21 protein-coding genes and 3 pseudogenes are annotated in these 24126 nt (G+C 73.2%); 20 read left to right on the forward strand and 4 right to left on the reverse strand.

The features are described from left to right. Positions 1-6: 6 nt before the first annotated feature. Positions 7-201: pseudogene (locus FF36_RS37750) on the forward strand (hypothetical protein); the annotation flags it as partial. Positions 202-314: 113 nt separating this feature from the next. Then, entirely contained in the window at positions 315-1175 is an 861-nt protein-coding gene (locus tag FF36_RS11910; RefSeq protein ID WP_044885105.1) for a menaquinone biosynthetic enzyme MqnA/MqnD family protein, read from the forward strand. Between the two features lie 62 nt (positions 1176-1237). Here FF36_RS11910 and FF36_RS11915 read toward each other — a convergent pair whose 3' ends face one another. Continuing rightward, positions 1238-2410, reverse strand: a complete 1173-nt coding sequence (locus FF36_RS11915; protein WP_044885106.1) for a helix-turn-helix domain-containing protein — start codon at positions 2408-2410, stop codon at positions 1238-1240. 501 nt (positions 2411-2911) lie between these two features. Between FF36_RS11915 and FF36_RS37755 the strand changes: the two genes are divergently transcribed. From FF36_RS37755 to cobA, 6 genes are all read left to right on the forward strand, one after another. Continuing rightward, the gene (locus FF36_RS37755; protein ID WP_044885107.1) at positions 2912-3580 is read left to right on the forward strand and encodes a response regulator; all 669 of its coding nucleotides are present in this window, start codon (positions 2912-2914) and stop codon (positions 3578-3580) included. A 206-nt stretch (positions 3581-3786) separates the two neighbouring features. Then, complete coding sequence (locus tag FF36_RS11925; RefSeq protein ID WP_044885108.1) at positions 3787-3975, forward strand: putative leader peptide; 189 nt, start codon at positions 3787-3789, stop codon at positions 3973-3975. Between the two features lie 60 nt (positions 3976-4035). Further along, positions 4036-5805 carry a nitrite/sulfite reductase gene (locus FF36_RS11930; protein ID WP_044885109.1) on the forward strand — a complete coding sequence of 590 codons (1770 nt, stop codon included), beginning with the start codon at positions 4036-4038 and terminating at the stop codon, positions 5803-5805. Continuing rightward, positions 5792-6055 (forward strand): hypothetical protein, encoded by a 264-nt coding sequence (locus tag FF36_RS11935; RefSeq protein WP_044885157.1) that lies wholly within the window; start codon positions 5792-5794, stop codon positions 6053-6055. Before FF36_RS11930 ends, FF36_RS11935 begins: the two co-directional genes overlap by 14 nt. After that, the gene (locus tag FF36_RS11940) at positions 6055-6726 is read left to right on the forward strand and encodes a phosphoadenylyl-sulfate reductase (protein ID WP_044885110.1); all 672 of its coding nucleotides are present in this window, start codon (positions 6055-6057) and stop codon (positions 6724-6726) included. The genes FF36_RS11935 and FF36_RS11940 overlap by 1 nt, the downstream gene beginning before the upstream one ends. Before the next feature lie 95 nt (positions 6727-6821). Continuing rightward, the gene (cobA, locus tag FF36_RS11945; RefSeq protein ID WP_044885111.1) at positions 6822-8393 is read left to right on the forward strand and encodes a uroporphyrinogen-III C-methyltransferase; all 1572 of its coding nucleotides are present in this window, start codon (positions 6822-6824) and stop codon (positions 8391-8393) included. A gap of 134 nt (positions 8394-8527) precedes the next feature. Here cobA and FF36_RS11950 read toward each other — a convergent pair whose 3' ends face one another. Further along, on the reverse strand, positions 8528-8983 hold the full coding sequence (locus FF36_RS11950) for a sirohydrochlorin chelatase (protein WP_044885112.1): 456 nt from the start codon (positions 8981-8983) through the stop codon (positions 8528-8530). 121 nt (positions 8984-9104) lie between these two features. Then, complete coding sequence (locus tag FF36_RS11955; protein WP_044885158.1) at positions 9105-10067, reverse strand: NAD(P)/FAD-dependent oxidoreductase; 963 nt, start codon at positions 10065-10067, stop codon at positions 9105-9107. 549 nt (positions 10068-10616) lie between these two features. Here FF36_RS11955 and FF36_RS11960 point away from each other — a divergent pair. From FF36_RS11960 to FF36_RS11980, 5 genes are all read left to right on the forward strand, one after another. Continuing rightward, on the forward strand, positions 10617-12749 hold the full coding sequence (locus FF36_RS11960; RefSeq protein WP_044885113.1) for a serine/threonine-protein kinase: 2133 nt from the start codon (positions 10617-10619) through the stop codon (positions 12747-12749). 61 nt (positions 12750-12810) lie between these two features. Continuing rightward, complete coding sequence (locus FF36_RS11965; RefSeq protein ID WP_044885114.1) at positions 12811-13281, forward strand: hypothetical protein; 471 nt, start codon at positions 12811-12813, stop codon at positions 13279-13281. Positions 13282-13368: 87 nt separating this feature from the next. Continuing rightward, a complete protein-coding gene (mqnC, locus tag FF36_RS11970; protein ID WP_044885115.1) occupies positions 13369-14574 on the forward strand; it encodes a cyclic dehypoxanthinyl futalosine synthase in 1206 nt (401 codons plus the stop codon). A gap of 80 nt (positions 14575-14654) precedes the next feature. Next, complete coding sequence (add, locus tag FF36_RS11975) at positions 14655-15779, forward strand: adenosine deaminase (protein WP_044885116.1); 1125 nt, start codon at positions 14655-14657, stop codon at positions 15777-15779. A 76-nt stretch (positions 15780-15855) separates the two neighbouring features. After that, positions 15856-16581, forward strand: coding sequence for a demethylmenaquinone methyltransferase (locus tag FF36_RS11980; protein WP_044885117.1), 726 nt, complete (start codon positions 15856-15858; stop codon positions 16579-16581). 34 nt (positions 16582-16615) lie between these two features. Here FF36_RS11980 and FF36_RS11985 read toward each other — a convergent pair whose 3' ends face one another. Beyond that, entirely contained in the window at positions 16616-17332 is a 717-nt protein-coding gene (locus FF36_RS11985; RefSeq protein ID WP_044885118.1) for a dienelactone hydrolase family protein, read from the reverse strand. Positions 17333-18202: 870 nt separating this feature from the next. Between FF36_RS11985 and FF36_RS11990 the strand changes: the two genes are divergently transcribed. The 7 genes and pseudogenes from FF36_RS11990 (at position 18203) to nuoE (ending at position 24123) form a co-directional block, all read left to right on the forward strand. Further along, a complete protein-coding gene (locus FF36_RS11990; protein WP_173667234.1) occupies positions 18203-19507 on the forward strand; it encodes a geranylgeranyl reductase family protein in 1305 nt (434 codons plus the stop codon). 416 nt (positions 19508-19923) lie between these two features. After that, positions 19924-20286, forward strand: a complete 363-nt coding sequence (locus FF36_RS11995) for an NADH-quinone oxidoreductase subunit A (RefSeq protein ID WP_044885120.1) — start codon at positions 19924-19926, stop codon at positions 20284-20286. Beyond that, the gene (locus FF36_RS40770) at positions 20277-21152 is read left to right on the forward strand and encodes a NuoB/complex I 20 kDa subunit family protein (RefSeq protein ID WP_044885121.1); all 876 of its coding nucleotides are present in this window, start codon (positions 20277-20279) and stop codon (positions 21150-21152) included. Before FF36_RS11995 ends, FF36_RS40770 begins: the two co-directional genes overlap by 10 nt. Next, positions 21139-21918, forward strand: a complete 780-nt coding sequence (locus tag FF36_RS12005; protein WP_236705506.1) for an NADH-quinone oxidoreductase subunit C — start codon at positions 21139-21141, stop codon at positions 21916-21918. Before FF36_RS40770 ends, FF36_RS12005 begins: the two co-directional genes overlap by 14 nt. A gap of 58 nt (positions 21919-21976) precedes the next feature. Continuing rightward, positions 21977-22205 (forward strand): annotated as a pseudogene (locus FF36_RS37765) (NADH dehydrogenase subunit D); the annotation flags it as partial. Positions 22206-22214: 9 nt separating this feature from the next. Beyond that, positions 22215-23389 (forward strand): annotated as a pseudogene (locus tag FF36_RS12010) (NADH-quinone oxidoreductase subunit D); the annotation flags it as partial. Further along, a complete protein-coding gene (nuoE, locus tag FF36_RS12015) occupies positions 23386-24123 on the forward strand; it encodes an NADH-quinone oxidoreductase subunit NuoE (protein WP_370657180.1) in 738 nt (245 codons plus the stop codon). The pseudogene FF36_RS12010 and the gene nuoE, both read left to right, overlap by 4 nt. The last annotated feature ends 3 nt before the right edge of the window (positions 24124-24126 follow it).

Consider the following 24126-nt stretch of genomic DNA (forward strand, 5'->3'; position numbering starts at 1 on the left):
GTCCTGATGGAACTGCGCAAGCGCCCCACCGTGCGCCCGAGGCGGCCCGCGGCCGCGCCGCCGGGGGTCGCGGCCGCGCCGCCGGGGGCCCCGGCGGCGAAGGATCGCGGCCTGCTCGGCATCAACCTGCGGTATTTCGCGCTCCGCGCGGTGCTCTTCGGGGTGGTGCTCGCCGTCGTCCTGCTGCTCGGGGCGGGCGGGNTTCTCGCATTTGTGCTGGCATTGGTCGTCAGTGGACTGATGAGCTATCCGTTGGCGCTGCGACAGCGTCGCGCGGTCCTCGCCGTGATGGAGAACCGTCACGGCGGCCGGCGTTGACCGGGCCGGCGGGCACCGAAGCCCGGCCGCGGGTCGGGCACATCCAGTTCCTGAACTGCCTGCCGCTGTACTGGGGGCTGGTTCACTCCGGTGCGCTGCTCGACATCGAGCTGACCAAGGACACCCCCGATCGCCTCAACGAGGCCCTCGTGGCGGGCGACCTGGACATCGGCCCGATCAGCCTGGTCGAGTACCTCCGGCACGCGGAGGATCTCGTCGTCCTGCCCGATCTCGCGGTCGGCTCCGACGGGCCGGTGCTGTCCGTCGTGCTGAGCACGGCGGTGCCGCTTGCCGAGGTCCGCACCGTTGCGCTCGGCTCGACGTCGCGGACCAGCGTGCTGTTGGCCCGGATGCTGCTGGAGGAACGCCACGGACTGCGGCCGACGTACGTCACGATGCCGCCCGACCTGCCGTCGATGCTGCGGGAGGCCGACGCCGCGGTGATCATCGGAGACGTGGCGCTGCGCGCGACCTACGATGCCGAACGCGGCGGCGAGGGCCATCCCCTGGGCCTGATCGACCTGGGTGCGGCCTGGCGGGAGTGGAGCGGGCTGCCGATGGTCTTCGCGGTGTGGGCGGCCCGAAAATCGTTCGCGCAGCGGCATCCCGGGACGGTGAAGGAGGTCCACGACGCGTTCCGGTCCGGGCTGGACCTCGCGCTGCGCGATGTTGACCAGGTAGCGACGCGGGCGGCCCGTTTCGAGGTGTTCGACCCGGCGACGCTGGCCCGCTACTTCACCACCCTCGACTTCCGGCTGGGTGAACGGCAGCAGGCGGGCATCCGCGCCTTCGCGGACAAGGCCGCGCGCCGCGGCGACGTCCCCCCGCTGCGGGCGATGACCTTCGCCGAGGTCTGATCCGCCCGATCTGACGGCGTTGGACCGGGCGCGGGACAGCTCAGCCCGGGGTCAGCCCGGGGTCAGACCGGCGGGCGGAACGCGTGGGAGATACCGGACGGTGGGACGGCCCGGTGGGTGTTCGCGGTCGCGAAGCGGGCGATGCGCCCCTTCACCAGCGCGATCAGCCGGGGCGGCGTGGCCCGCCCGCCGGGCGCGATCAGCATTTCGTCGAGTGATTCGCCGCCGTCTCCACCGGGCAGGGCGGGTTCGAAGGCAGCCGAATCCTCCGGTTGCGCGCCGGACCCGGCCGGGGTGAACGCCTCCGCCGACGCGCCCGACCCGACTGGCGACGCCGGCCCCTCCACGGGATCCAACCTGGCCGGCGGGGCGGCGCTCGGCGGGGGAGTGGGCATCGCCGGGGTGCGGCCGGCAGCCCCCGGCCGCCTGTGCAGCGGGGTGACGGTCGGCCCGCCGAGCCCGCCGTCGCCGCGCCCGCCGTCGCCGACCCCGCCGTCGACAGTCGCATCCGGCGCGGCGGCGTCCGGCGCCTGGCCGGCGTCGGCGGCGCACTCCCGCCGGGCGGCGGCGTCGATGAGCCCGTTGACGGCGAGGGTCCAGGCCCGCAGCCCCTCGTGCCCGGTGAGTTCGGTGAACACCGCCGCCTCCAGGCAGCAGGTGCTCGCGCCCGCGAGCTCGTCGACGTCGAGCAGCGAGATGGCGAGCAGGCCGGCCAGGTGGCCGGCGAGCATGAACAGCCGGAACTGCTGATGCGGCAGCAGCGGGGTGCATAGCAGGTTGTCGACCACGCTCTGCTGGTCGAGTACCCGGGCGGTGACGTCCTGCGGGTCGAGCCGGTCGGCCTTGGCGATGAGGTCGGCAACCAGCCGATCGAGGTAGTCGAGCTCGCGGTCCGACCGGCGGTGGTCGAGCAGGTCCGACACCCGGCGGCGGGACTCCCGCTCCGGGTCGGGCCGGCGACGCAGGCGCTCGGCTCGCGCGGCCACGGCCGCCTCGCGCAGGTCGACCAGGGCGCCCCCGGCCTCCAGCGCCGCGTCGACGGCCGCGATCACGGGGCGCGAAGGAATCCCACGACTGGGCTGCTCCAACTGGGAGATGTACTGGCGGCTGTAGCCGGTGCGTCGGGCGAGCTCGTCCCGGGAGAGAACGCGTTCACAGCGCCGCCGCCGGACCTCCACGGGGAGCAGGTCTTCAGCGGTCGCCGCGCCCTGCCGGCCTCGGCTCCGTTGCCGCATCTGTTGACGTCCTTCCGCGTGGCAGAGGTCGCCTCCCACCGAGGGAGGCCAGTCGTCGTGCGCCGCCTCTCGTGCCCCCCCCCGAGAGCCGGCAGGAATTCACCGGTAGTGATCAGGCTACTCCATGGTGCACCCTAGTAGACTAGAGGCCAAAAGTCCCATACGCGAACGCTTGCGATGATTACTCTCCGTCATAAGTTGGGATTTTCTGCCGGACGGTGTCGCTCCAGGCGTGTGATCGGATGCAATACGTTAGGAGGGCCGGACGGGCGTGGCGGACCCGTCGAGACATTATGCCTGTATTCTTGGGCTCTTGTTGGGAAACGGGAGTGTTGCTGAGGAAGTCCGGGCGGAAAGCCGCGGAATCATCGAGAGATCGTCTCCGGCGGCCTATTCCCGCAACGCGGGCTATCACTGTCACGCCGGGCGTGCGGCACTTCGCCACGGTCTGTGGGTATCGCTGGGATGACCGACATGGGTCATCCCCGGAAACCATCCTGAATGACGATGCGCGGGGTCGGGTGGGGCGCGTACAAAAGAATGGTGGATACCGGCCGTTCGGTGGACGCCGACACCGTCGGGCTCGGCCGGGACGACGTTGTCGCCCCGGCTCGGGGCTCTTCCGGGACGGCTCGCAGCCCCGAGCCCGGCCGGGATGCTGGCTGCGGCCCGGGTGTGCAGGCCAGCCGCCCGGTCACGTGGGCCGCGATCCCGGATGGCGAGCGGCCCGGGGACCCCGCCCCCGGTGACGGCGCGGGCCCGGGCGCGGCCGAGCCGCCGCCCACAGTCGCCCCGCGCCGAGTGGTCGTCGTGGACGACGCGGACGGCGTGCGTGAGCTGCTCTGCCTACTACTGGGCACCGAACCCGACTTCGTGGTCGTCGGCGCCGCCGCCAACGGGGCGGAGGCCATCGACGAGGTCGTGCGCACGGCGCCGGACCTTGTGCTGCTCGATCTCGCGATGCCGGTGCTCGACGGCCTCGGCGCACTGCCGCGGATCCGGCGGGTCGCGCCGCACGCCACCGTGGTCATCTTCACCGGCTTCTCCGAGGACGCGCTGCTCGATCGCGTGCTCGCTCTGGGCGCGGACGCCCTACTGGAAAAGGGCCTGGCCACCGGCCCGCTGGTCGATCAGCTCCGCCGCCTCTGCGCCGCCCGGCGCACCGGCTGAGCCTCGCATCACCGATCTCCGGCGTGGACTGCGTTGTTCATTTTCTCCATCGGTGCGGTAGAGTTGTGGTGGCGGTGTCGGAGGGCCGGGGAAGGCCACCGGTACTGGCCCGATTTGGCCCGGTTCGCGGGGTGATACTCGCTGGTGGCGTGGTCCTGGGACCCACAACGCGCCCATCGGCGTCACTTCTGTGGAAACATGGGGCCGTGGTTACGCGTGCCCTCACCCTCGGGGCGCCGGCTGAGCGAGCGACGGATCTGGTCCGCGTCTCGCCCCGGCGCGGGTTCGCGTCGTCCCCCGCGGCCGCGTGCCTCGTGATTGAGCCGATGCTCGTCGCGCGCCTGCACGTCGACCTGCTGCGGGTCTCCAGCGCCGGCTGTCGCCGCTCCCGCTGACGTTCCCGTTCGCGGCGCCACTCTGCCGGCGTCGCGTTTCCCCGCGCATCGAGAGATCTCATGACTTCTCCTGCCCGCCCTGCCCGTCCCGCGCGCCCGTCCCGCCCCAAGGGAGCGGGCCAGTGGGCGTTGGGATACTCCGAGCCGCTCAACGCCAACGAGCGCATGAAGAAGGACCAAGGCGGGCTGGAGGTGCGCGACCGCATCCTCAACCTCTACCCGCACACCGGCTTCGACGGGATCGACCCCCAGGACCTGCGTGGCCGGTTCCGCTGGTGGGGCCTGTACACGCAACGCCGGCCGGGAATCTCCGGCGGCCGCACGGCGGTCCTCGAACCGGAGGAGCTCGACGACTCCTACTTCATGCAGCGGATCCGGCTCGACGGCGGGCGGATGACGGCCGACCAGCTTCGGGTCATCGCGGACATCTCCACCCGGTATGGCCGGGACGTCGCCGACGTCACCGACCGGCAGAACATCCAGCTCCACTGGATCCGCATCGAGGACGTGCCCGCCATCTGGGGTGCCCTCGAGGGCGCCGGGATGACGACCGCCGAGGCGTGCGGCGACACCCCGCGGGTCATCCTCGGCTGCCCGCTGGCGGGCGTCGACGGCGACGAGGTCATCGACGGGTCGGCCGCTATCGACGAGGTGGTCGAGCGCTTCGTCGGCGACCCGACGCTGGCGAACCTGCCCCGTAAGTTCAAAAGCGCGATCTCCGGTTGCGCGGACCACTGCACGCTGCACGAGATCAACGACATCGCGTTCGTCGGCGTCGTCCATCCGGAGCTCGGCGCGGGCTACGACCTGTGGGTCGGCGGCGGCCTGTCGACGAACCCGAAGCTCGGCGTGCGGCTGGGGACGTTCGTGCCGCCGGCGCGGGTTGCCGAGGTCTGGCACGGCGTCGCCTCGCTGTTCCGCGACTACGGCTACCGGCGCCTGCGCACCCGAGCCCGGCTGAAGTTCCTCGTCGCGGACATGGGCGCCGAATGGGTGCGCACCACGCTGGAGAAGGAGTACCTGACGGCCGCGCTGCCGGACGGGCCGCCGCCGGCGCCCCCGCGCAACGAGGGCCGCGACCACATCGGCGTGCACCGCCAGCGCGACGGGCGCAACGCGGTGGGCTTCGCCCCGCGCGCGGGGCGGGTGTCCGGGACGATCCTGCGCGCTGTGGCGGATCTCGCCGACCGGTTCGGACAGGGCCGCATCCGCGCGACGACGACCCAGAAGCTGGTCATCCTCGACGTGGCCGACGAGGCCGTGGCGCCGTTGGAGGCCGAGCTCGCGGCGCTGGATCTGGTCGTCCGGCCGAGCGTGTTCCGCCGCGGCACGATGGCCTGCACCGGGATCGAGTTCTGCAAGCTGGCCATCGTCGAGACCAAGGGCAACGCCCGCGACCTCATCGAGGAGCTGGAGCGCCGCCTGCCCGACTTCGACGAGCCGATCGGGATCAACGTCAACGGCTGCCCGAACGCCTGCGCCCGCTTCCAGGTCGCCGACATCGGGCTGAAGGGCTCGCTGGTCCCCGACGACGCCGGTGAGATGGTCGAGGGCTTCCAGGTGCACCTCGGCGGCCACCTGGGCACCCGGTCGCGACTGGGCCGCAAGTCGCGCGGCCTCAAGGTCACCGCCGACGGGCTGCTCGACTACGTCGTCGGCCTGCTGGAGACCTACCGGCGCGAGCGCGCCGACGGGGAGAGTTTTGCCGACTGGGCGGAGCGGGCCGACGAGGCGTCGCTGGCCGCGGTCGGCGCCGTGGGTTCCTCGGCCGGTGCCGGTGCCGGTGCCGATGCAGGGCCGGCGGCCGGGGGTGCCGATGGCCGGCAGTGATCGGGCGGTGCCCTTCTACTGCCCGTACTGCGGCGAGGAGGACATCGTCCCGGAGCCGGCGCCGGACGGCGCCGGCTCCGGGCACGGGCACTGGGCGTGCCGGGCCTGCCGGCGAGCCTTCCGACTGAGCCTGACGGCCCTCGCGGTCGCTGCGGGCCCGGTCGGTGCCACGCCGGCGGGCAGGCGCGGCGCAACGGGGGACCAGACGGCACGGCGAGGCGCCGCGCGCGACGACGAGGAGACGAGCTGATGGGTGCCACGTTGCAATCCCGGGCGTTGCGGGCCGGGGACGAGCTCGAAGGCGCGCCGGCCGAGGAGATCCTCGGCTGGGCGGCCGAGGAGTTCGGCACGAAGCTGGTGGTCGCCGCGTCCATGGCCGAGGCGATCCTGGTCGACATGCTCGCCCGGATCCGGTCCGACGTGCCCGTGGTCTTCATCGACACCGGGTACCACTTCGCCGAGACGGTCGGCACCCGCGACGCGGTGGCCGCGACCTACGACCTGCCGCTGATCAGCGTCCGCCCGCAGCTCACCGTCGTCGGCCAGGACGCCGTCTACGGCCAGGACCTTTACCAGACCGACCCCGACCTGTGCTGCCGGATGCGCAAGGTGGTGCCGCTGGACCGGGCGCTGGCGCCCTACGACGCCTGGGCCGCCGGGTCGCGGCGCGCCGAGTCCGCCGGCCGGGCGAACCTGAAGGTCGTCGACTGGGACGCGCGCCGCGGCAAGGTGAAGATCCATCCGCTGGCCGCCTGGACCGACGCCGACGTCGACCGGTACGTCGCCGAGCACGAGGTCATCGTCAACCCGCTGCTCTCCGACGGCTACGACTCCGTCGGCTGCTGGCCGTGCACCCGGCGGGGCGCCGGCCGCGCGGGCCGCTGGGCCGGCACGAACAAGACGGAGTGCGGCATCCACTGACCGGCCGCCGACCCGGCCGCCGACTCGGCCGCGCTGTGGCGCCGCCCGCGTGAGCGCTCGTCGGACAAGGACGAACAGGTACGGTGCACGCCGTGATGGACGGGCGAATCGCGGGTGAGGTCTGGCTGGTCGGGGCTGGTCCGGGCGATCCCGGGCTGTTGACTGTGCGTGGTCGTGAGCTGCTCACGACCGCCGACGTGGTCGTGGTCGACCGGCTCGCCGCGGCCGTCCTGCTCGACGCCGCGCCGCCCGACGCGGAGATCATCCATGTAGGCAAGAGTCCGACCGCCCGCTCCTGGGCCCAGGAGGAGATCAACGCGGTCCTCGTCGACCGGGCCCGGGCCGGCGCCCGGGTCGTGCGGCTCAAGGGCGGCGACCCCTACGTCCTCGGCCGGGGCGGTGAGGAAGCCCAGGCCTGCGCGGAGGCGGGCGTGGCCTGCACCGTCGTCCCCGGCATCACCTCGGCGCTGGCCGTGCCGGCGCTCGCCGGCATCCCGGTCACCCACCGCGACCTGGCGCAGGAACTCGCCGTCGTCTCCGGTCATCTGCCACCCGGCCACCCCGACTCGACCGTCGACTGGGCGGGACTCGCCGCCTCCCGGGCGACGATCGTCATCCTCATGGGGGTGGCGCGGCTCATGGACATCGCCGACGCCCTCCTCGCCGGTGGCCGCCCGGAGGCCACCCCGGTCGCGGTGATCGAGCGTGGCGCCACCCCCGCCCAGCGGGTCCTGCGCACCACGCTCGACGCTCTGGCCATCGACGCGATCGCCGCGGGCGTGCGGTCACCGGCAGTGATCGTGGTGGGCGAGGTCGCCGCCCGCAACGACGCCCCGGCCGCCGGTGCGGCGCCGCTCGCGGGCGTGCGCGTCCTGGTCGCCCGCACCCGGCCCCGCCCGGGCCTGCTGGCCCGCCGGCTGCGACAGCTCGGCGCGGACGCGGTCGAGACGGTCGTGGCCCGCCCCGCCCCGCTCGACGACGCCGGTGCGGCTCTGCTGGCGGCGCTGCCCGGGGCCGCGGGCCTCGTCCTCGCCGACCCGGACGAGGTCGCCGCGGTGGTCGCCCTGCTGCGCCGGGCGGGCACCGACGTGCGCGCGCTGGCCGGGCTGACCCTGGTGGCCGCCCGCCCCGACGTCACCGCCGCCCTCGACGCACTGGGCCTGGCCGCCACCACGCTCGACGACCTCGCCGCAGGCGCGGGAGATGCCGGCCGGGCCGCCCGTGCTGCCCGTGCAGAGGGTGCGGTGGGTGCCGGGGCAGCGGTGGGTGCCGGGCAGGGGACGGCGGGCCGCCGGCCGGCCCCGGTGCCGGAGGTGCTCGTCGTCGGCGCCGCCGACCTGCCGGCCGACGGCCCGTGGACGCCGCGGCGGGTGCCGCTGCTGACCGACGTGACCGCTGATCCCGATCCGCGGATCGCCGACGAGTTGCGGCACGGCGACTTCGACGTCGCGGCGTTCGCCTCCTCGACGGCTGCCCGCAGCACCGCCGAGCTGTACGGGCCGCTGCCCCCGGACCTGCTCGTCGCCGCGATGGGCCGACGCAGCGCCCAGGCCTGCGAGGCCGCCGGCATCCGGGTGGACATCGTGCCGGCCGAGCCGGGGGTGCGCCCGCTTGCCGCCGCCGTCGCGGACTTCGTCGCCGCCAGCCGCGCCGCCGCGGCCTTCTGATCGTCACCCCGGCGGCCGCCGCCTGCCGTCGTCGGCGGCACCGTTCTCAGGCGTACCGCCTCCCTGCGAGGGGCTGCGACGCAGGGCGCGGTTCCTGAGGGGGCGCCATGATCGCCGGACGTGGGGCCGGTCCGTCAGCCGGTGGGGTGCTCGGCTGCGGCGACCAGGTCGCGCAACGTGTCGTCGAGCCGTGCCCGCACCGCCTCGACGACGCAGGCATGCAGGCCGAGGGGCTCGGAGAGGATCCAGCGGGTCGTCGGGTGCCGTCCGCGTGCCTCCTCCAGTGCCGCGGGGAGGTCGCGGCGGGTGTGGTTGCCGCCGAAGAGGAAGAACGGATAGACGACGATCTCGGTGCACCCCGCGTCCGCGAGCCTGGCATAGCCCTCGCCGATGTCGGGCCGGCTGACCTCGAGGTACGCCGCCTCGACGGCCCCCCACGGCCGCGGCGCTGCCGGCGCGGACGGCGGGCGACCCGCGCAGCCGTCGCCGTCCTGGCGAGGTTCGGTCGCCAGGCGGCGGGCCAGCTCGCGGACGGTGGCGTTCGCCTCGTCCCGCCGTGAACCGTGGCCGATAACCAGAAGACCGCGCATGCCACCAGTGTGCGCCAGATGCCCGATCGCGGCCGCTGGCCGTCCGGTCAGACGGCCAGGCGGTCATTCCGGTCGGGCGGTCGTCCGGTCAGACGGTCATTCCGGTCGGGCGGTCATGTGGTCAGGCGGTGCTGTCGCCGGAGCTGTGCCCCGGGAACACCTTCGCCGCGGGGTCGACGACCGGCGCGGCGTTGTTGACGGCGGTCGCGACCTCGCCGAAACCGGTGGCGATCAGGCGGACCTTGCCGGGGTACTCGGTGATGTCCCCGGCCGCGAAGACCCGGTCGACGCCGGTGAACATCGTCGAGTCGACCGCGATGTGGCGCCGGGCCATGGTGAGCCCCCAGCGGGTCAGCGGCCCGAGGTCGGCGGTGAAGCCGAGCGCGGCGACCACCGCCTGCGCCGGGCGGACGTGCCGGTCTCCGGTGCGGGTCTGCACCAGCTCGACCTTCTCGATCCGGTCCTCCCCGTGGATGGCGGCGACCTCGGAGAAGGTGAGGATCTCCACGCTCGACGCCTCGACCCGCTCGATCGTCGCCGCGTGCGCGCGGAACCGGTCGCGGCGGTGCACCAGCGTGACCGAGCGGGCGATCGGCTCCAGGGCGAGCGCCCAGTCGAAGGCGCTGTCCCCGCCGCCGACCACGACAACGTCCTGGTCGGCGTAGGCGTCCAGCTTCGGCACGAAGTAGGCCAGGCCGCGGCCGAGATGGCCGGTCCCGGTCGGCAGCGGCCGCGGGGTGAACGTGCCGAGCCCGCCGGTGATCACGACTACTCTGGCGCGGACCCGGTGGCCCTGGCTGCTGGTCACCACGACCGCCTCCGGTTCGTGGGCGAGCTCGGCGGCCTGCTGGTCGAGCAGGTAGGTCGGGTCGAACTGGGCCGCCTGGGTGACGAGGGCGTCGACCAGCTCGCGGCCGCGGATGGCCGGGAAGCCGGCCACGTCGTAGATCACCTTCTCCGGGTACATCGCGGTGACCTGGCCGCCTGCCTCGGGCAACGAGTCCATCAGCGCGACCGACATGCCCCGGAAACCCGCGTAGTAGGCGCCGTAGAGCCCCGCGGGGCCGGCGCCGACGATCAGCATGTCCACGCTGGTGTCGACGTCGCCGCCCGCGGCGGCCTCCGGGCGGACGGCGGTGCCGTCGTTCGCCTCGACCGACTGCGTGACCATGAGCAGCTCCCCGCACCTCGCGGCCCGCGACCCGACCGGTCGGACTGGAGTGTCCGGTCGGTGCCACTGGACGTTCCTTCGCCTCATCCTGCCGGAGATCCGGCTGGCACGCCGTCATCTCCGCTGGTGGGCGTCCCTGACCGGCCGGTGCCGCGACGCCGGGCGCCGGCAGTGCCGGGCGATGCGCCCGGATCGCCGGGCGAAGCGCGGTCCCGGTCAACGGGAGGCGGCGTTGCGCTTGTATCGTTTCGCCGTTGCCCGGTTCGTTGTCGCTCGTGCCGGCTGTTCAGGCAGTATTCCAGGACGTTCCGGGGGGAACGGCGCACCGTCGCGGCCGTCGGATGGCGGACAGCGCTCCCCGTGTGGCGTCCGGCGAGGGCTAGCGTGAGGTAACAGGCACCCGCAGTCGCCGGGCCGCACCGAGCGGCGGTGGGCACTACAGCGGACACGGGCGGGAGAGCGGTGGCGGATCGATCGACGGGCCGGGACGCGCCGGACGGCACCCGGGGTGAGGCACTGCACCCGGACGACCCCACCGTCATCGGCGCCTACCGGGTCGTGCGCCGGCTCGGCTCGGGCGGCATGGGCACGGTGTACCTCGCCCGCGACACCGCCGGAGCCCTCGTCGCGATCAAGGTGATCCGCTCGGACCTGGCCGCCGACCCCGAGTTCCGCGACCGGTTCCGGGACGAGGTCGCCGCGGCGCGCCGGGTCGCCCCGTTCTGCACCGCGCAGGTCCTCGACGCCGATCCCGCCGCCCGCCGCCCCTACCTGGTCACGGAGTACATCGACGGCGTTCGCCTCGATGACGTCGTCACCCGGTCCGGGCCGCTGCCGATGTCGACCCTGCAGGGCGTGGCGATCGGTGTGGCCAGCGCGCTGACCGCGATCCACAAGGCCGGCATCGTCCACCGTGACCTCAAGCCGAGCAACGTCATGCTGTCGTTCTCCGGCCCCCGGGTCATCGACTTCGGGATCGCCCGGGCCCTCGACGCGGCGCAGGGACGGACCCAGACCGGCCTCGTCCTCGGCTCGGTCGGCTGGATGGCCCCCGAGCAGATGGAGGGCTCGACGATCGGCCCGGCGGTCGACGTCTTCGCCTGGGGCCTGCTCATCGCCTACGCCGCCGTCGGCGCTCACCCCTACGGGCAGGGCACCTACCTGGAGATGTCGGAGAAGATCCAGACGGGTCGGCCCGACCTGCGGGACGTGCCGGCGCAGCTCCAACCCGTCGTCCGCTCCGCGCTCGCTCGCGACCCGCGGGACCGCCCGTCGACCGAACGGCTGCTGCTGACCCTGCTCGGGGAGGAGGCGCCGCCCGGCGGGGACACCCGGGTCGCGGCCACCGCCGTCCTCGACGGCACCTGGCCGCGAGGCCGCAGCGCCGCCGCGGCCGCGGCTGGGGCCGCTGGGGCCGCTGGGGCCGCAGCGGGCGCGGACGCCTTCCGGACCAGGCGCTATGACGACTCGGTGGCCGCCGACGGCTCGACCGGACCGGACGTCGACCCCCCGGCGCCCGGCGCCCGGCGCGCCGACGCCGCCAGGCCGGCGCGGACCCGCGTCGCCGGCGCCGGCGAGCAGCACGGCTGGTGGGAAGGCGACGCCCCGTCGGCGAGGGAACCCAGATGGGATGAGCCGGCCGACCTTCCGCCGCCGGCCGGGCCGCCCGTGCCGCCACCGGCGTTGGCCGGTCTCGGCGTCGAGGATCGCGCCCCGCGCGCCCGCGGCGGGGCCGCCGAGGAGGCGGGCCGCGCCGGCGACGCTGGTTTCGAGGGCGCCGGCTTTGGTGGTGGTGGTGGCGCCGGCTTCGGTGGCGCTGCCGACGGTCAGGGGGTGCCGGGCCGCCGGCGGCGGCGCGCGGGATTCGTCCAGTACGAAGATGAGCAGCCTCCCGCCCCGGCCGCCGCACCCGGACCGGCAGCCCGCGACCGCCGCGCCGAGCCGGCGCCGCCGGCGGACGACCGCCGCTCGCCCCCGTCGCCCTACCCGCCGGCGGCACCACCCCCGTCTGCGGCACCTCGCCAGGCGGGCCGCCCGTACCCGCCGCCTCAGCAGCAGCCACAGCCGTATCCGCAGGCCCGGCCCCACCCGCCGGCCCAGCCCTACCCCGCCCAGCCCTACCCCCAGGCCCAGCCCTATCCCCAGGCCCAGCCCAACCAGCGGGCCCAGCCGTATCCGCAGGCCCAGCCATACCCGCAGGCCCAGCCGTATGCACCGGACCGTCCCGAGGGGCGGCGCGCCGAGGGGCGACGGGCGGCCGACCGCGGCGATGCCGCGCGCCCGCAACCGGCGCCGCGCCCGGTCGCCGAGCGCCCCCGCGACCGGGCGCCGGAACACCATGACCCCCCGGCGCCGCGACGCCCGCGCCGACGGTTCCGGCTGCGGATCCCCTTCAAGCGGACGATCCTGTTCGTTCTGGTCGTCCTGCTCCTGCTCTCCGCGGCCGACCAGATCGCGTCCATGGTCGACGAGCAGCGCAGCCGGCTGTGGGACAAGGTGGCCACCTCGGTCAAGAACGGCGTGGGCGACCAGGTGGACAGCCTGTGGAACCAGGCCAAGGACACCTTGGGCGGTTCCTCGGGCGGTCCGGGGTGACGGAGCGCGGAACGGCTGACCGACAGGCGTAAAACCACCGCCGGATAGGTACACCGACCTCATGGCGAGCATCTCAAGCAAGATCAACGAATTTCTGCACAGCCCGAAGACGCGAGAAATGGTCGACAAGGCCAAGGCTGCGGCCAACAAGCCCGAGAACCGAGCCAAGATCAAGCAGGTACAGCAGAAGTTCACCAACCGCACCCACGGCCCCGGCCATCACAACGCTCCGGGTAGCCCCCCGACCACCGGCGGCCCGACCACCGACGGCCCGACCACCGGCTCGACCCCGAGCCACCCGGGCGGCTACGGCGCGGAGCACGGTTACGGTGAGCGGCCGTCCGGGACTGGCGGCTCTGGTTCCGAGCAGGGCTACGGTGAGCGGCCGTCCAGCGGGTCCGATGCCGGCTATGGTGAGCGGCCGTCCAGCGGGTCCGGTGCCGGTTACGGTGAGCGGTCGTCCAGCGGCTACGACGCGGACGTCCCTCCGAGCACCGGTCCGGCCGACACCGGCGGTCGTTCCGGCTACTGATCGTCCGGCCGTCTCACCCCGACCGTCCTGGTGCTGGCCTGAGCGCGACGTGGTCCGGCATCGGGATCCAGGTCGTACCATCGCGCCATGAGCCTTGTGGATGCCGACGGCGAGTCTGCGGTGGGTCGGGGCGACGGCGCCGGCGAGATCCGGTCGATCCTGGACCGGGCCGCCGGGGGCGGCCGCATCTCGCCCGAGGAGGCCCTGCTCCTCTACACCCAGGCACCCCTGCACGCGCTCGGCACGGCGGCGGACACGGTACGTCGCCGCCGGTATCCCGACGGCATTGCCACCTACATCATCGACCGTAACATCAACTACACGAACATCTGCGTGACGGCCTGCCGGTTCTGCGCGTTCTACCGGGCGCCGAAGCACGCCGAGGGCTGGGTCCGCGACGTCGACGACATCGTCACCAAGTGCGGCGAGGCCGTGGAGCTCGGTGCCACCCAGATCATGCTCCAGGGCGGCCACAACCCCGACTTCGGCATCGAGTGGTACGAGCAGGTGTTCGGCGCGATCAAGGCGGCCTACCCGCAGCTCGCCCTGCACTCGCTGGGTGCCAGCGAGGTCGTGCACATCGCCCGCACCTCCGGCCTGACGTTCCCCGAGGTCATCACCCGGCTGCGCGACGCGGGCCTGGACAGCTTCGCCGGCGCCGGCGCGGAGATCCTCACCGAGCGCCCCCGGCACGCCATCGCCCCGCTCAAGGAGCCCGGCCATGTCTGGCTGTCGGTGATGGAGACGGCGCATACCCTCGGCCTGGAATCGACCGCGACCTTCATGATGGGCACCGGCGAGACGAACGCCGAGCGCATCGAGCACCTGAAGATGATCCGGGACGTGCAGGACCGTACCGGCGGCTTCCGTTCGTTCATCCCGTGGACCTACCAGCCGGAGAACAACCACCTCGGCGGGCGGACCCAGGCCACGACGCTGGAGTACCTGCGCCTCGTCGCCGTCGCCCGGCTGTTCTTCGACAACATCGCCCACCTGCAGGGCTCGTGGCTGACGACCGGCAAGGAGGTCGGCCAGCTCACCCTGCACATGGGCGCCGACGACCTCGGCTCGGTGATGCTGGAGGAGAACGTCGTCTCCTCGGCGGGCGCTCGCCACCGGACCAACCGCTCCGAACTGATCAGCCTGATCCGCACGGCCGGCCGCATCCCCGCGCAGCGCGACACCCTCTACCGCCACCTCGTCGTCCACCGCGACCCGGCCCAGGACCCGACCGACGACCGCGTCGCCTCCCACTTCTCCTCCACCGCGCTCCCCCTCGTCTCGGCCACCTGAGCAATCTTCCTTGGCGCGGGGGCGCNCCCAGGCACCCGCCCCAGGCACCCGCCCCGGGCGGGACGCCATAGATTGGCCCGATGAGCGAGTCCGCCGGGTCCCCGGCCGCGGTCCTGGCGGCTACCGGGCCGAAGATCGAGCTGCACGTCCACCTGGAGGGGACGGTCCGGCCGTCGACGCTGCTGGAGATGGCCCGGCGCAACGAGGAGGCCCTGCCGTCGCGGACGGTCGAGGGCCTCGCGGAGCTGTACCGGTTCCGCGACTTCAACCACTTCATCCAGGTCTGGATCATGACGACGCACGTGATGCGGACCGAGGCCGACTTCCGCCAGGTCGTCGTCGACTACGCCGCCGAGGCGGCCGCGCACGGCGCCGTCTATGTGGAGGGCATCTTCTCGCCGTGGTTCCGCGTGCAGCGCGGCGTCCGGGTCGAGGAGATCTTCAACGGCTACGCCGACGGGGCGATCGAGGCCCGGGAGCGGTTCGGCGTCGAGGTGCGCCTGACCCCGGACATCGACCGGGTGCTGCCCGTCGAGGCGGCTACCGAGGTGGCCCGCTGGGCGGCGCGCTTCGCCGAGCGCGGCGTCGTCGGCCTCGGGCTCGGCGGCCCGGAGATCGGCCATCCGCCGGAGCCGTTCGCGCCCGCGTTCGCCCTGGCCGCGGACGCCGGGCTCGCCGCGGTGCCGCACGCGGGGGAGACGGACGGTCCGGCGTCGATCCAGGGTGCGCTCGACGCGCTCGGCGCCCGGCGGATCCGCCACGGCATCCGCGCGGTGGAGAACCCGGCGCTGATGAGCCGCCTGGCCGACGCGGAGATCGTGCTGGACGTCTGCCCCGTGTCGAACCTGCGCACCCGCTCCGTGGTCCGCCTGGGTGACCATCCGCTTGCCGCATTGCACGCGGCCGGCGTGGCCTGTTCACTGGCCACCGACGACCCGGCGATGTTCGGCACCGACCTCGGCACCGAGCACGCCGTCGCCGCCGGGCTCGGCGCCCGCGCCCGCGACCTGTATGCGGCCGGCGTCGCCGGGGCGCTGTGTGATGAGGCGACCCGGGACCGGCTGCGCCGCCTCGGCGCGGCCACCGACTGGGACGCAGCCGAGGAGGCGGCCCGCGCCGCGGCCCCGGCGGCCCTCGCCCGGTTCGACGGCGAGCTGCTCGGCGGCGGATCGACGGCCGGTGGAGGATCGACGGCCGGTGGCTGAGCGGCGCGGCAAGTTCGGATCGGTGCGGGGTGGATCGGTTCGGTATGGATCGGGGTCGACGACGGGAGGGGGCGCGGTGGGCAGGGCCGGGCTGGACAAGCGGCCGCAGGAGGTCGCGGCGATGTTCGACGGTGTGGCCGGGCGCTACGACCTGACCAACGCCGTGCTCTCCGGCGGCCTCGACCGGACCTGGCGGCGTGCCACCGCCGCCTTCCTCGACCTGCGCCCCGGCCTGCGGGTCCTCGACCTCGCCGCCGGCACGGCCACCTCCTCGCGGGCCTTCGCCGAGGCCGGCGCGCAGGTCGTCGCCTGCGATTTCTCCCTGGGCATGCTGCGCGCCGGCCAGCGCCGTCTCGCCGAGAGGCCGCCGCCCGCCAGCCCGGCGGGACGGGTGGTGCTGACCGCCGGGGACGGGCTGCACCTGCCCTTCCCCGACGCCGTGTTCGACCGCACGACGATCTCGTTCGGGCTGCGCAACGTCGCAGACACCGTGCGCTGCCTCGCCGAGCTGCGCCGGGTCACCCGGCCCGGCGGCGCCCTCGTCGTCTGCGAGTTCTCCCGCCCGGTGTGGGGTCCCTGGCGGACCGTCTACCTGGAGTACCTGATGCGCGCGTTGCCGAGGGTCGCCCGCACGGTCAGCAGCAGCCCGGACTCCTACGTCTACCTGGCCGAGTCGATCCGGGCGTGGCCCGCCCAGGCCGAGCTCGCCGATCTGCTGCGCGAGGCCGGCTGGTCCCGCGTCACCTGGCGCAACCTCACCGGCGGCGTCGTCGCCCTGCACCGCGGCCACGCCCCCGGCTGATCGACGCCCCCGGCTGATCGACGCCTGCCGCGGGTCAGCCGGGCAGGTGCGAGTCGAACCAGGTCAGGGTGCGCGACCAGCCGTCGCGGGCGGACGCCGGATGGTGGGACGCCGGGCGGGCGTCGTTGTGGAAGCCGTGCCCGGCCTCGGGGTAGCGGATGATCTCGGTGGGCACGGGGGCCTCGGCCGCCGCGGCCCGCAGCGCCTCGACGTCCTCGAAGGGGATGCTCGGATCCTGGTCGCCGTACAGGCCGAGCCACGGCGCCTGCAGCCGCCCGGCGATCTCCAGCGGGCTGGGCTCGCCGAAGCGTCGGGTGCGGATCCCGCCGCCGTAGAACGTGACCGCCGCACCGAACGGGCGGGCCACCGCGGCCTGGAAGGCGATGCTCCCGCCCAGGCAGAAGCCGACGACGGCGCAACGGTCCAGCGCCGTTCCCTCCTCGGCGAGCACGGCGAGGGCGGCATCGACGTCATCCAGCAGGTCCGTGCCGTCGAGGTCCTCGACCACCTTGACCGCCGAGGCGATGTCGTCGTAGTCGAAGACCGGCGAGCCGACGCGGTGGAACAGGTCGGGCGCGATCGCCCGCCAGCCGGCCCGGGCGAAGCGGCCGCACAGTCCCCGCACGTGCTCGGTGAGGCCGAACGCCTCATGCAGGACGACGACGCCGCCGCGCGCGGGACCGTCGGGTTCGGCGAGCGTCGCCGGGGCAGGTCCGTCGGCGGTGGGGAGGACGACGGTCTCTTCGGTCATCGCGTCTCTCGATTCGGAACTGGGTCGGGTCGGCCGGGTTGTGGCGGGTCTTCCGGGGCGTGTCGGTGACGGGCGTTCTGGTCGGGCCGGGTCGGGCCGGGTCGGGCCGGGCCGGTGGTGGCCCGCCCGCCCGTGCACATCCGGTGGGATGGGTGACGATTCGGGATACTTTGCGCCTTTTCGGGGTTAGATGACACGGCGTGGACGATGCGGCGGGCGATCAGGTGGGCAAGTGGGCGGATCGGGTCGGGACAGAATGTCGTGGCTGCCAGGTCAGGGTGGTCCCTTCCGGCCGGGCGTCACCCGCTTGGGCCGGTCGAGACCGCCCGTTCGGGCGGCGCCGCCTGGCCCGGACGTGCCCCGCGCGGTCCTGGTGGCACCGCCGCGACGCACCCGGCGCCCGCGGACGAGCGCCGCGTTTCGGACGGCCAGCGGGTGACTACCCCGCACAGGCGGTGATCCCACCCCGCGGGGAGAAGGTGCCATGGGCCGTTTCCGGCCGTCGGCTGCGTGTAGTGGATGAATTGCGATGTGTGACACGCTGGAGAGCTCGGCGTGGCTGTCGCGCCTGTGACCAGCGGTCACGCGAGAGGAGGGGTGGGCATTATACCCTCGCCCAGAAGTTGCGCCGGGACGCCGCGGCGGGTCCGTGCGGGCCGGGAGCGGGAAACGGTCGCTCACAGTGGTCATTGGGTGCGCGAAGTCGACTCGTCCGGTCTTCAGCGCATCCTGGTTGGTGCGATTGGCCTGCGTAGGGCCTACACTCGCCGAGGACGCTCGTGAAGAATTTCACGAGCACTCAAGCGGAGGGTCCCGTCCGGGAGTGCTCCCGGGACGGGTGGTCGAGCAGATCCGGAGCAATGGGTGGCCATGGCGACGACAAGGACTGACGGCGTGGGCGGCGGGTCGACGACCGACGCCGACGTCATCGTGGTCGGCGCCGGCCCCGGTGGTTCGTCGGCCGCCTACCACCTCGCCAGTACCGGGCTCGACGTCCTCCTCGTCGAGAAGACGACCTTCCCGCGCGAGAAGGTCTGTGGCGACGGGCTGACCCCGCGTGCCGTGCGCAGCCTCGTCGAGATGGGCATCGACACCTCGCCCGCCGCCGGTTGGGCGCGCAACAAGGGGCTGCGCATCGTCGGCGGCGGTGTGCGGATGGAACTGCCCTGGCCGGACCTGGCGAGCTGGCCCGACTACGGCCTCGTCCGCCCCCGGCTGGACTTCGACGACCTGCTCGCCCGGCATGCGGTGAAGGCTGGCGTCCGGCTGCAGGAGGGCACGGCCGTCACCGGGCCGCTGCTCGACGAGCGCACCGGCCGGGTCGTCGGCGTACTGGCGCGTACCGGGCCCGACCGGGAGCCGGTGACCTACCGCGCGCCGCTCGTCATCGCCGCGGACGGCAACAGTGCCCGGATCGCGCTGGCGCTCGGCATCCGCCGCCGGGAGGACCGGCCGCTCGGCGTTGCGGTCCGCCGCTACTACCGCAGCCCGCTCACCCACGACGACCACCTCGAGTCCCACCTCGAGCTGTGGGAGGGTCGCCCGCGCGAGAGCCGCCTGCTGCCCGGCTACGGCTGGATCTTCGGCGTCGGCGACGGCACCAGCAACGTCGGTCTCGGCCTGCTGAACACCACCGACGCCTTCCAGAACACCAACTACACCGACCTGCTGCGCCGCTGGCTCGCGGCGCTGCCGCCGGAGTGGGGCTTCACCGAGGACAACGCGGTCGGCCCGGTGCGCGGCAGCGCTCTGCCCATGGGCTTCAACCGCACCCCGCACTACCGCGACGGCGTGCTGCTCGTCGGCGATGCCGGCGGCATGGTCAACCCGTTCAACGGCGAGGGCATCGCCTACGCGCTGGAGTCCGGCCGGTACGCGGCCGAGGTCGCCGTGCAGGCGCTCGCCCGTGCCGAGGGGCCCGCCCGGGAACGCGCCCTCGGACACTACCCGGCGATGATCCGCGCCCAGTACGGCGGGTATTACACCCTGGGCCGATACTTCGTCCAGCTCATCGGGAACCCGACCATCATGGCGCTCGGAACGAAGTACGGGCTGCCGCGGCCGACCCTCATGCGCTTTGTCCTCAAGATCATGGCGAATCTCACCGACCCCCGGGGAGGGGATGCGATGGACCGACTGATCAATGCTATGACCCGGCTCGCTCCCGCGGCCTGACGTGTTACCCGAGTCGATCCGGTGGCGAGCAGAACGGGCCGGATCGACGGAATGCCGGTCTATCGCGCCTTGCGGCGCCGGCGCTGGTGGACCGGTGTCGGAGCGGAGTGTGGCAGGCCGTCATGGCGTACCCGGACCGCTTTCTCCGCGGACAGGACTGTGGGACCAGCCCGCCGTCGGAGATCCTGGGGTCACAAGTCCTGGGGGGAGCCGGCAGGAGCGGCCGGCGAGACCGCGAAGTACCACCGGGCCAGGGGATCTGGCTCGGGACTCTATGAGGGCGCCCCGCTTCCGGCGCCGTGATCAAGTGGCCAGAAACGTGACGAACACCGAGTACGGACCGTTTGCGATCCGTTCACCGGAAAGCCATTCCTCATAACGTCCGGCAACACTCTTTCGAAGGAGAGGAGTTCGGCATGCTCTCGAACTACGTGCCGATCCTCGTTCTGCTGGCGATCGCGACCCTGTTCGCGGTCGGTTCCGTCGCGGCGGGTGCGCTCATCGGCCCGCGCCGGTTCAACCGCGCGAAGATCGATGCCTACGAGTGCGGGATCGAACCCTCTCCGGCCCCGGCCGGACCGCAGCGTTTCCCGGTGAAGTACTACAACACCGCGATGCTTTTCATCGTCTTCGACATCGAGATCATCTTCTTGTTCCCGTGGGCGGTCGCGTTCGACAGCCTCGCGGTGTTCGGCCTCGGTGCGATGGCGCTGTTCATGGCGACGATCTTCGTCGCGTACGCCTACGAGTGGCGTCGTGGAGGTCTGGAATGGGACTAGAGGAGAAGCTGCCCGGTGGCGTGCTCCTCGCCAGCGTCGAGAAGCTCGCCAACTGGTCGCGGCGGTCGTCGCTGTGGCCGGCGACCTTCGGGCTGGCCTGCTGCGCGATCGAGATGATGTCCACCGGCGCCGGCCGCTACGACCTGTCCCGGTTCGGCATGGAGGTCTTCCGGGCCAGTCCCCGCCAGGCCGACCTGATGATCGTCGCCGGCCGGGTGAGCCAGAAGATGGCGCCGGTGCTGCGGCAGATCTACGACCAGATGCCCGAGCCCAAGTGGGTGCTGTCGATGGGCGTCTGCGCCAGCAGCGGCGGCATGTTCAACAACTACGCCATCGTGCAGGGTGTCGACCACATCGTCCCGGTCGACATGTACCTGCCCGGCTGCCCGCCGCGGCCGGAGATGCTGATGGACGCCATCATCAAGCTGCACGAGAAGATCCTTGCCGGGCCGGTCACCGGCAAGACCCCGCACACGGAGTCCGGTTCGTCGCCCTACCCCAAGCCGATCGACGTGGCCACCGCCCGCGCCGGGTTGCCCGCGGGTGAGCTCGACACCCGGACCCTGTCCGTCAACGACCGCAAGCACTTCCGGATCCCGGCCGGCGCGCCGGTCCCGACGGGGCGCGGCGCCGTCGAACCCGTTCTCGACACCCGCCGGCCGGCCGCGATCGTCCCGCCGTCGGTGTTCGGGCGGGCCAAGGGGATCCCCGTCGACGCCAAGCCCGCCGACGAGTCGCGGGCCCACGGTCCCGGCCCGAGCACCGCCGACATCGCCGACAGCGAGGCCGCTGCGGGCGGCGCCACGGCAGGCACCGGCGCCGCGCAGCGGGATGCCGACTCAGGAGCGACCCATGACACCCCCTGACGGCACTCCCGCCGCCGGCACTCCCGCCGAAGGCCGGGGCGCGGACGGCGGCGCCCTCGACGAGAGCGGGACGGCCGCGAGCGGCGCCGGCGAGCTGGTGGGCGGCGGCAACGGCGTGCGACCGGGACGGCGCCACGACGCGTTCGGTTCCGGCGGCACCGGCGACACCTCCGGGTTCGGCGGGCTCGTCGCCCCGGCCCCGGTGCTGGCCGCCAGCGAGCGGCCGTTCGGCGACCCCGACGCCGATGCGGTGTACGACGCGCTCGAACGCGTCTTTCCGCAGCTCGGCGACGCGGTCGAGCGGGCCGTCGTCGACCGCGGCGAGCTGACCCTGCACGTGCGCCGCGAGGGCCTGCCCGCGCTGGCCCAGACTCTGCGCGACGATCCGGGACTGCGCTTCGAGCTGCTGTCGTCGCTGTCCGGAGTGGACTATCCGGACGACATCACCGGTCGCCGGTTGCACTCGGTGGTCCACCTGACCTCGATGACCTACCGCCGCCGGCTGCGCCTGGAGGTCTCCGTCGCCGACGCCGACCCCACGCTGCCGAGCCTGACCTCGGTGTGGCCCACCGCGGACTGGCACGAGCGGGAGGCCTACGACCTGTTCGGCATCGTCTACACCGGCCACCCCGGGCTGACCCGGATCATGATGCCGGACGACTGGATCGGGCACCCGCAGCGCAAGGACTACCCGCTGGGCGGCATCCCGGTCGACTACAAGGGCGCCACGGTCCCGCCGCCGGACGAGCGCCGGAGCTACTCGTGATCCCGCACCCGGCCCTGACCGGCCGCCTGCATCCCCGAGGCGACATCCGAGGTTCGCTATGACGCCCAGCACGTCGGCCCCGCACACATCCACCGCCCAGCACACATCGACCGCCCAGCCCACCGACGGCACCGCCCACGCCACCGACGGGTCCTCGGCCTACGAGGCCGGTTTCACCGAGTCCGCCTCCGGCCGCGTCTACACCGTCACCGGCGGCGACTGGGAGGAGATCCTCGGCGCCGGGGAACAGGACGCCGAGCGCATCGTCGTCAACATGGGGCCGCAGCNCCCCTCCNCCCACGGCGTGCTGCGCCTCGTGCTGGAGATCGAGGGCGAGACGGTCATCGAGACCCGCCTCGTCATCGGCTACCTGCACACCGGGATCGAGAAGAGCTGCGAGTACCGGACCTGGACCCAGGCGGTCACCTTCCTCACCCGTGCGGACTACCTGTCCCCGTTGTACAACGAGGCGGCGTACTGCCTGTCGGTGGAGAAGCTGCTCGGCATCACCGACGACATCCCCGAGCGGGCCACCGTGATCCGGGTGCTGGTGATGGAGCTGCAGCGCATCGCCTCGCATCTGGTGTGGCTGGCGACCGGCGGCATGGAGCTCGGCGCCACCACCGCGATGATCTTCGGGTTCCGCGAGCGGGAGAAGGTCCTCGACCTGCTGGAGCTCATCACCGGGCTGCGGATGAACCACGCCTTCATCCGCCCCGGCGGACTGGCCCAGGATCTGCCGGACGGCACGGAGCGGGCCATCCGGGAGTTCCTCGCCGACATGCCCAAGCGCATCCGCGAGTACCACCGGCTGCTGACCGGCCAGCCGATCTGGAAGGCGCGGATGGTCGACGTCAACGTCCTCGACGCCGCCGGCTGCATCGCGCTGGGCGTCACCGGGCCGGTGCTGCGCGCCGCGGGCCTCGCCTGGGACCTGCGCAAGACCATGCCCTACTGCGGCTACGAGACCTACGAGTTCGACGTGCCGACCGCCCTGGAGGCGGACTCCTTCGCCCGCTACCTGGTGCGGCTGGAGGAGATGGGCGAGTCACTCAAGATCATCGAGCAGTGCCTGGACCGGCTGCGGCCGGGCCCGGTCATGGTCGCCGACAAGAAGATCGCCTGGCCGGCGCAGCTCTCGATCGGCGCGGACGGGATGGGCAACTCGCTGGCGCACATCCGGAACATCATGGGGACCTCGATGGAGGCCCTCATCCACCACTTCAAGCTGGTTACCGAGGGCTTCCGGGTGCCGCCCGGCCAGGTCTACACACAGATCGAGTCGCCCCGCGGCGAGCTCGGCTACCACGTGGTCAGCGACGGCGGGACGAGACCGTTCCGCGTCCACGTCCGCGACCCAAGCTTCGTCAACCTGCAGGCCGTCCCGGCGCTGACCGAGGGTGGCCAGGTCGCGGACGTGATCGTCGGAGTCGCCTCGGTGGACCCGGTGCTCGGGGGAGTTGATCGATGATGGCCTTCTCGCCCGAGATCCACGCCGCCGCGGCCGAGATCATCGCCCGCTACCCGGCCGGCCGCTCCCGCTCGGCGCTGCTGCCGCTGCTGCACCTGGTGCAGGCGGAGCAGGGTTGCGTGACGACCGAGGGGGTGACCTTCTGCGCGGACACGCTCGGCATCACCCAGGCCGAGGTCGGCGCGGTCGCGACCTTCTACACGATGTACAAGCGCCGGCCCGTCGGCGACTACCTCGTCTCGGTCTGCACGAACCTGTCCTGCGCGCTGCTCGGCGGGGACGAGGTCTTCGCCCGGGTCGCCGACCGCCTCGGGATCGGCCACGACGAGACGACCCCGGACGGCTCGATCACCCTCGAACACGCCGAGTGCCTCGCCGCCTGCGACTACGCGCCGGTGATGACGGTGAACTACGAGTTCTACGACCAGGTCGACCCGGACTCGGCGCAGGCGATCGTCGAGGGCCTGCAGGCCGGCGAGCGCCCCGCCCCCACCCGCGGCGGGCCGCTGTGCTCGTTCGCCGAGACGTCCCGCCAGCTCGCCGGGTTCGCCGACGAGCGCCCGGCGGGCGTCGCGGGACCCGGCGTCGGCGAGCCGTCGGTCGCCGGCCTGCTGCTCGCCGAGGCGGCCGGCTGGCGGGCCGACCAGGCCCCCGCACCGTTCGTCACCGCAGGCGAGACCGGTGCGGGCCAGCCCGACGCGCCCACCGCCTCCTCCGAGCGGAAGGGGAACTGATCA

It is taken from the genome of Frankia torreyi (assembly GCF_000948395.1).
Lineage (GTDB): Bacteria > Actinomycetota > Actinomycetes > Frankiales > Frankiaceae > Frankia > Frankia torreyi.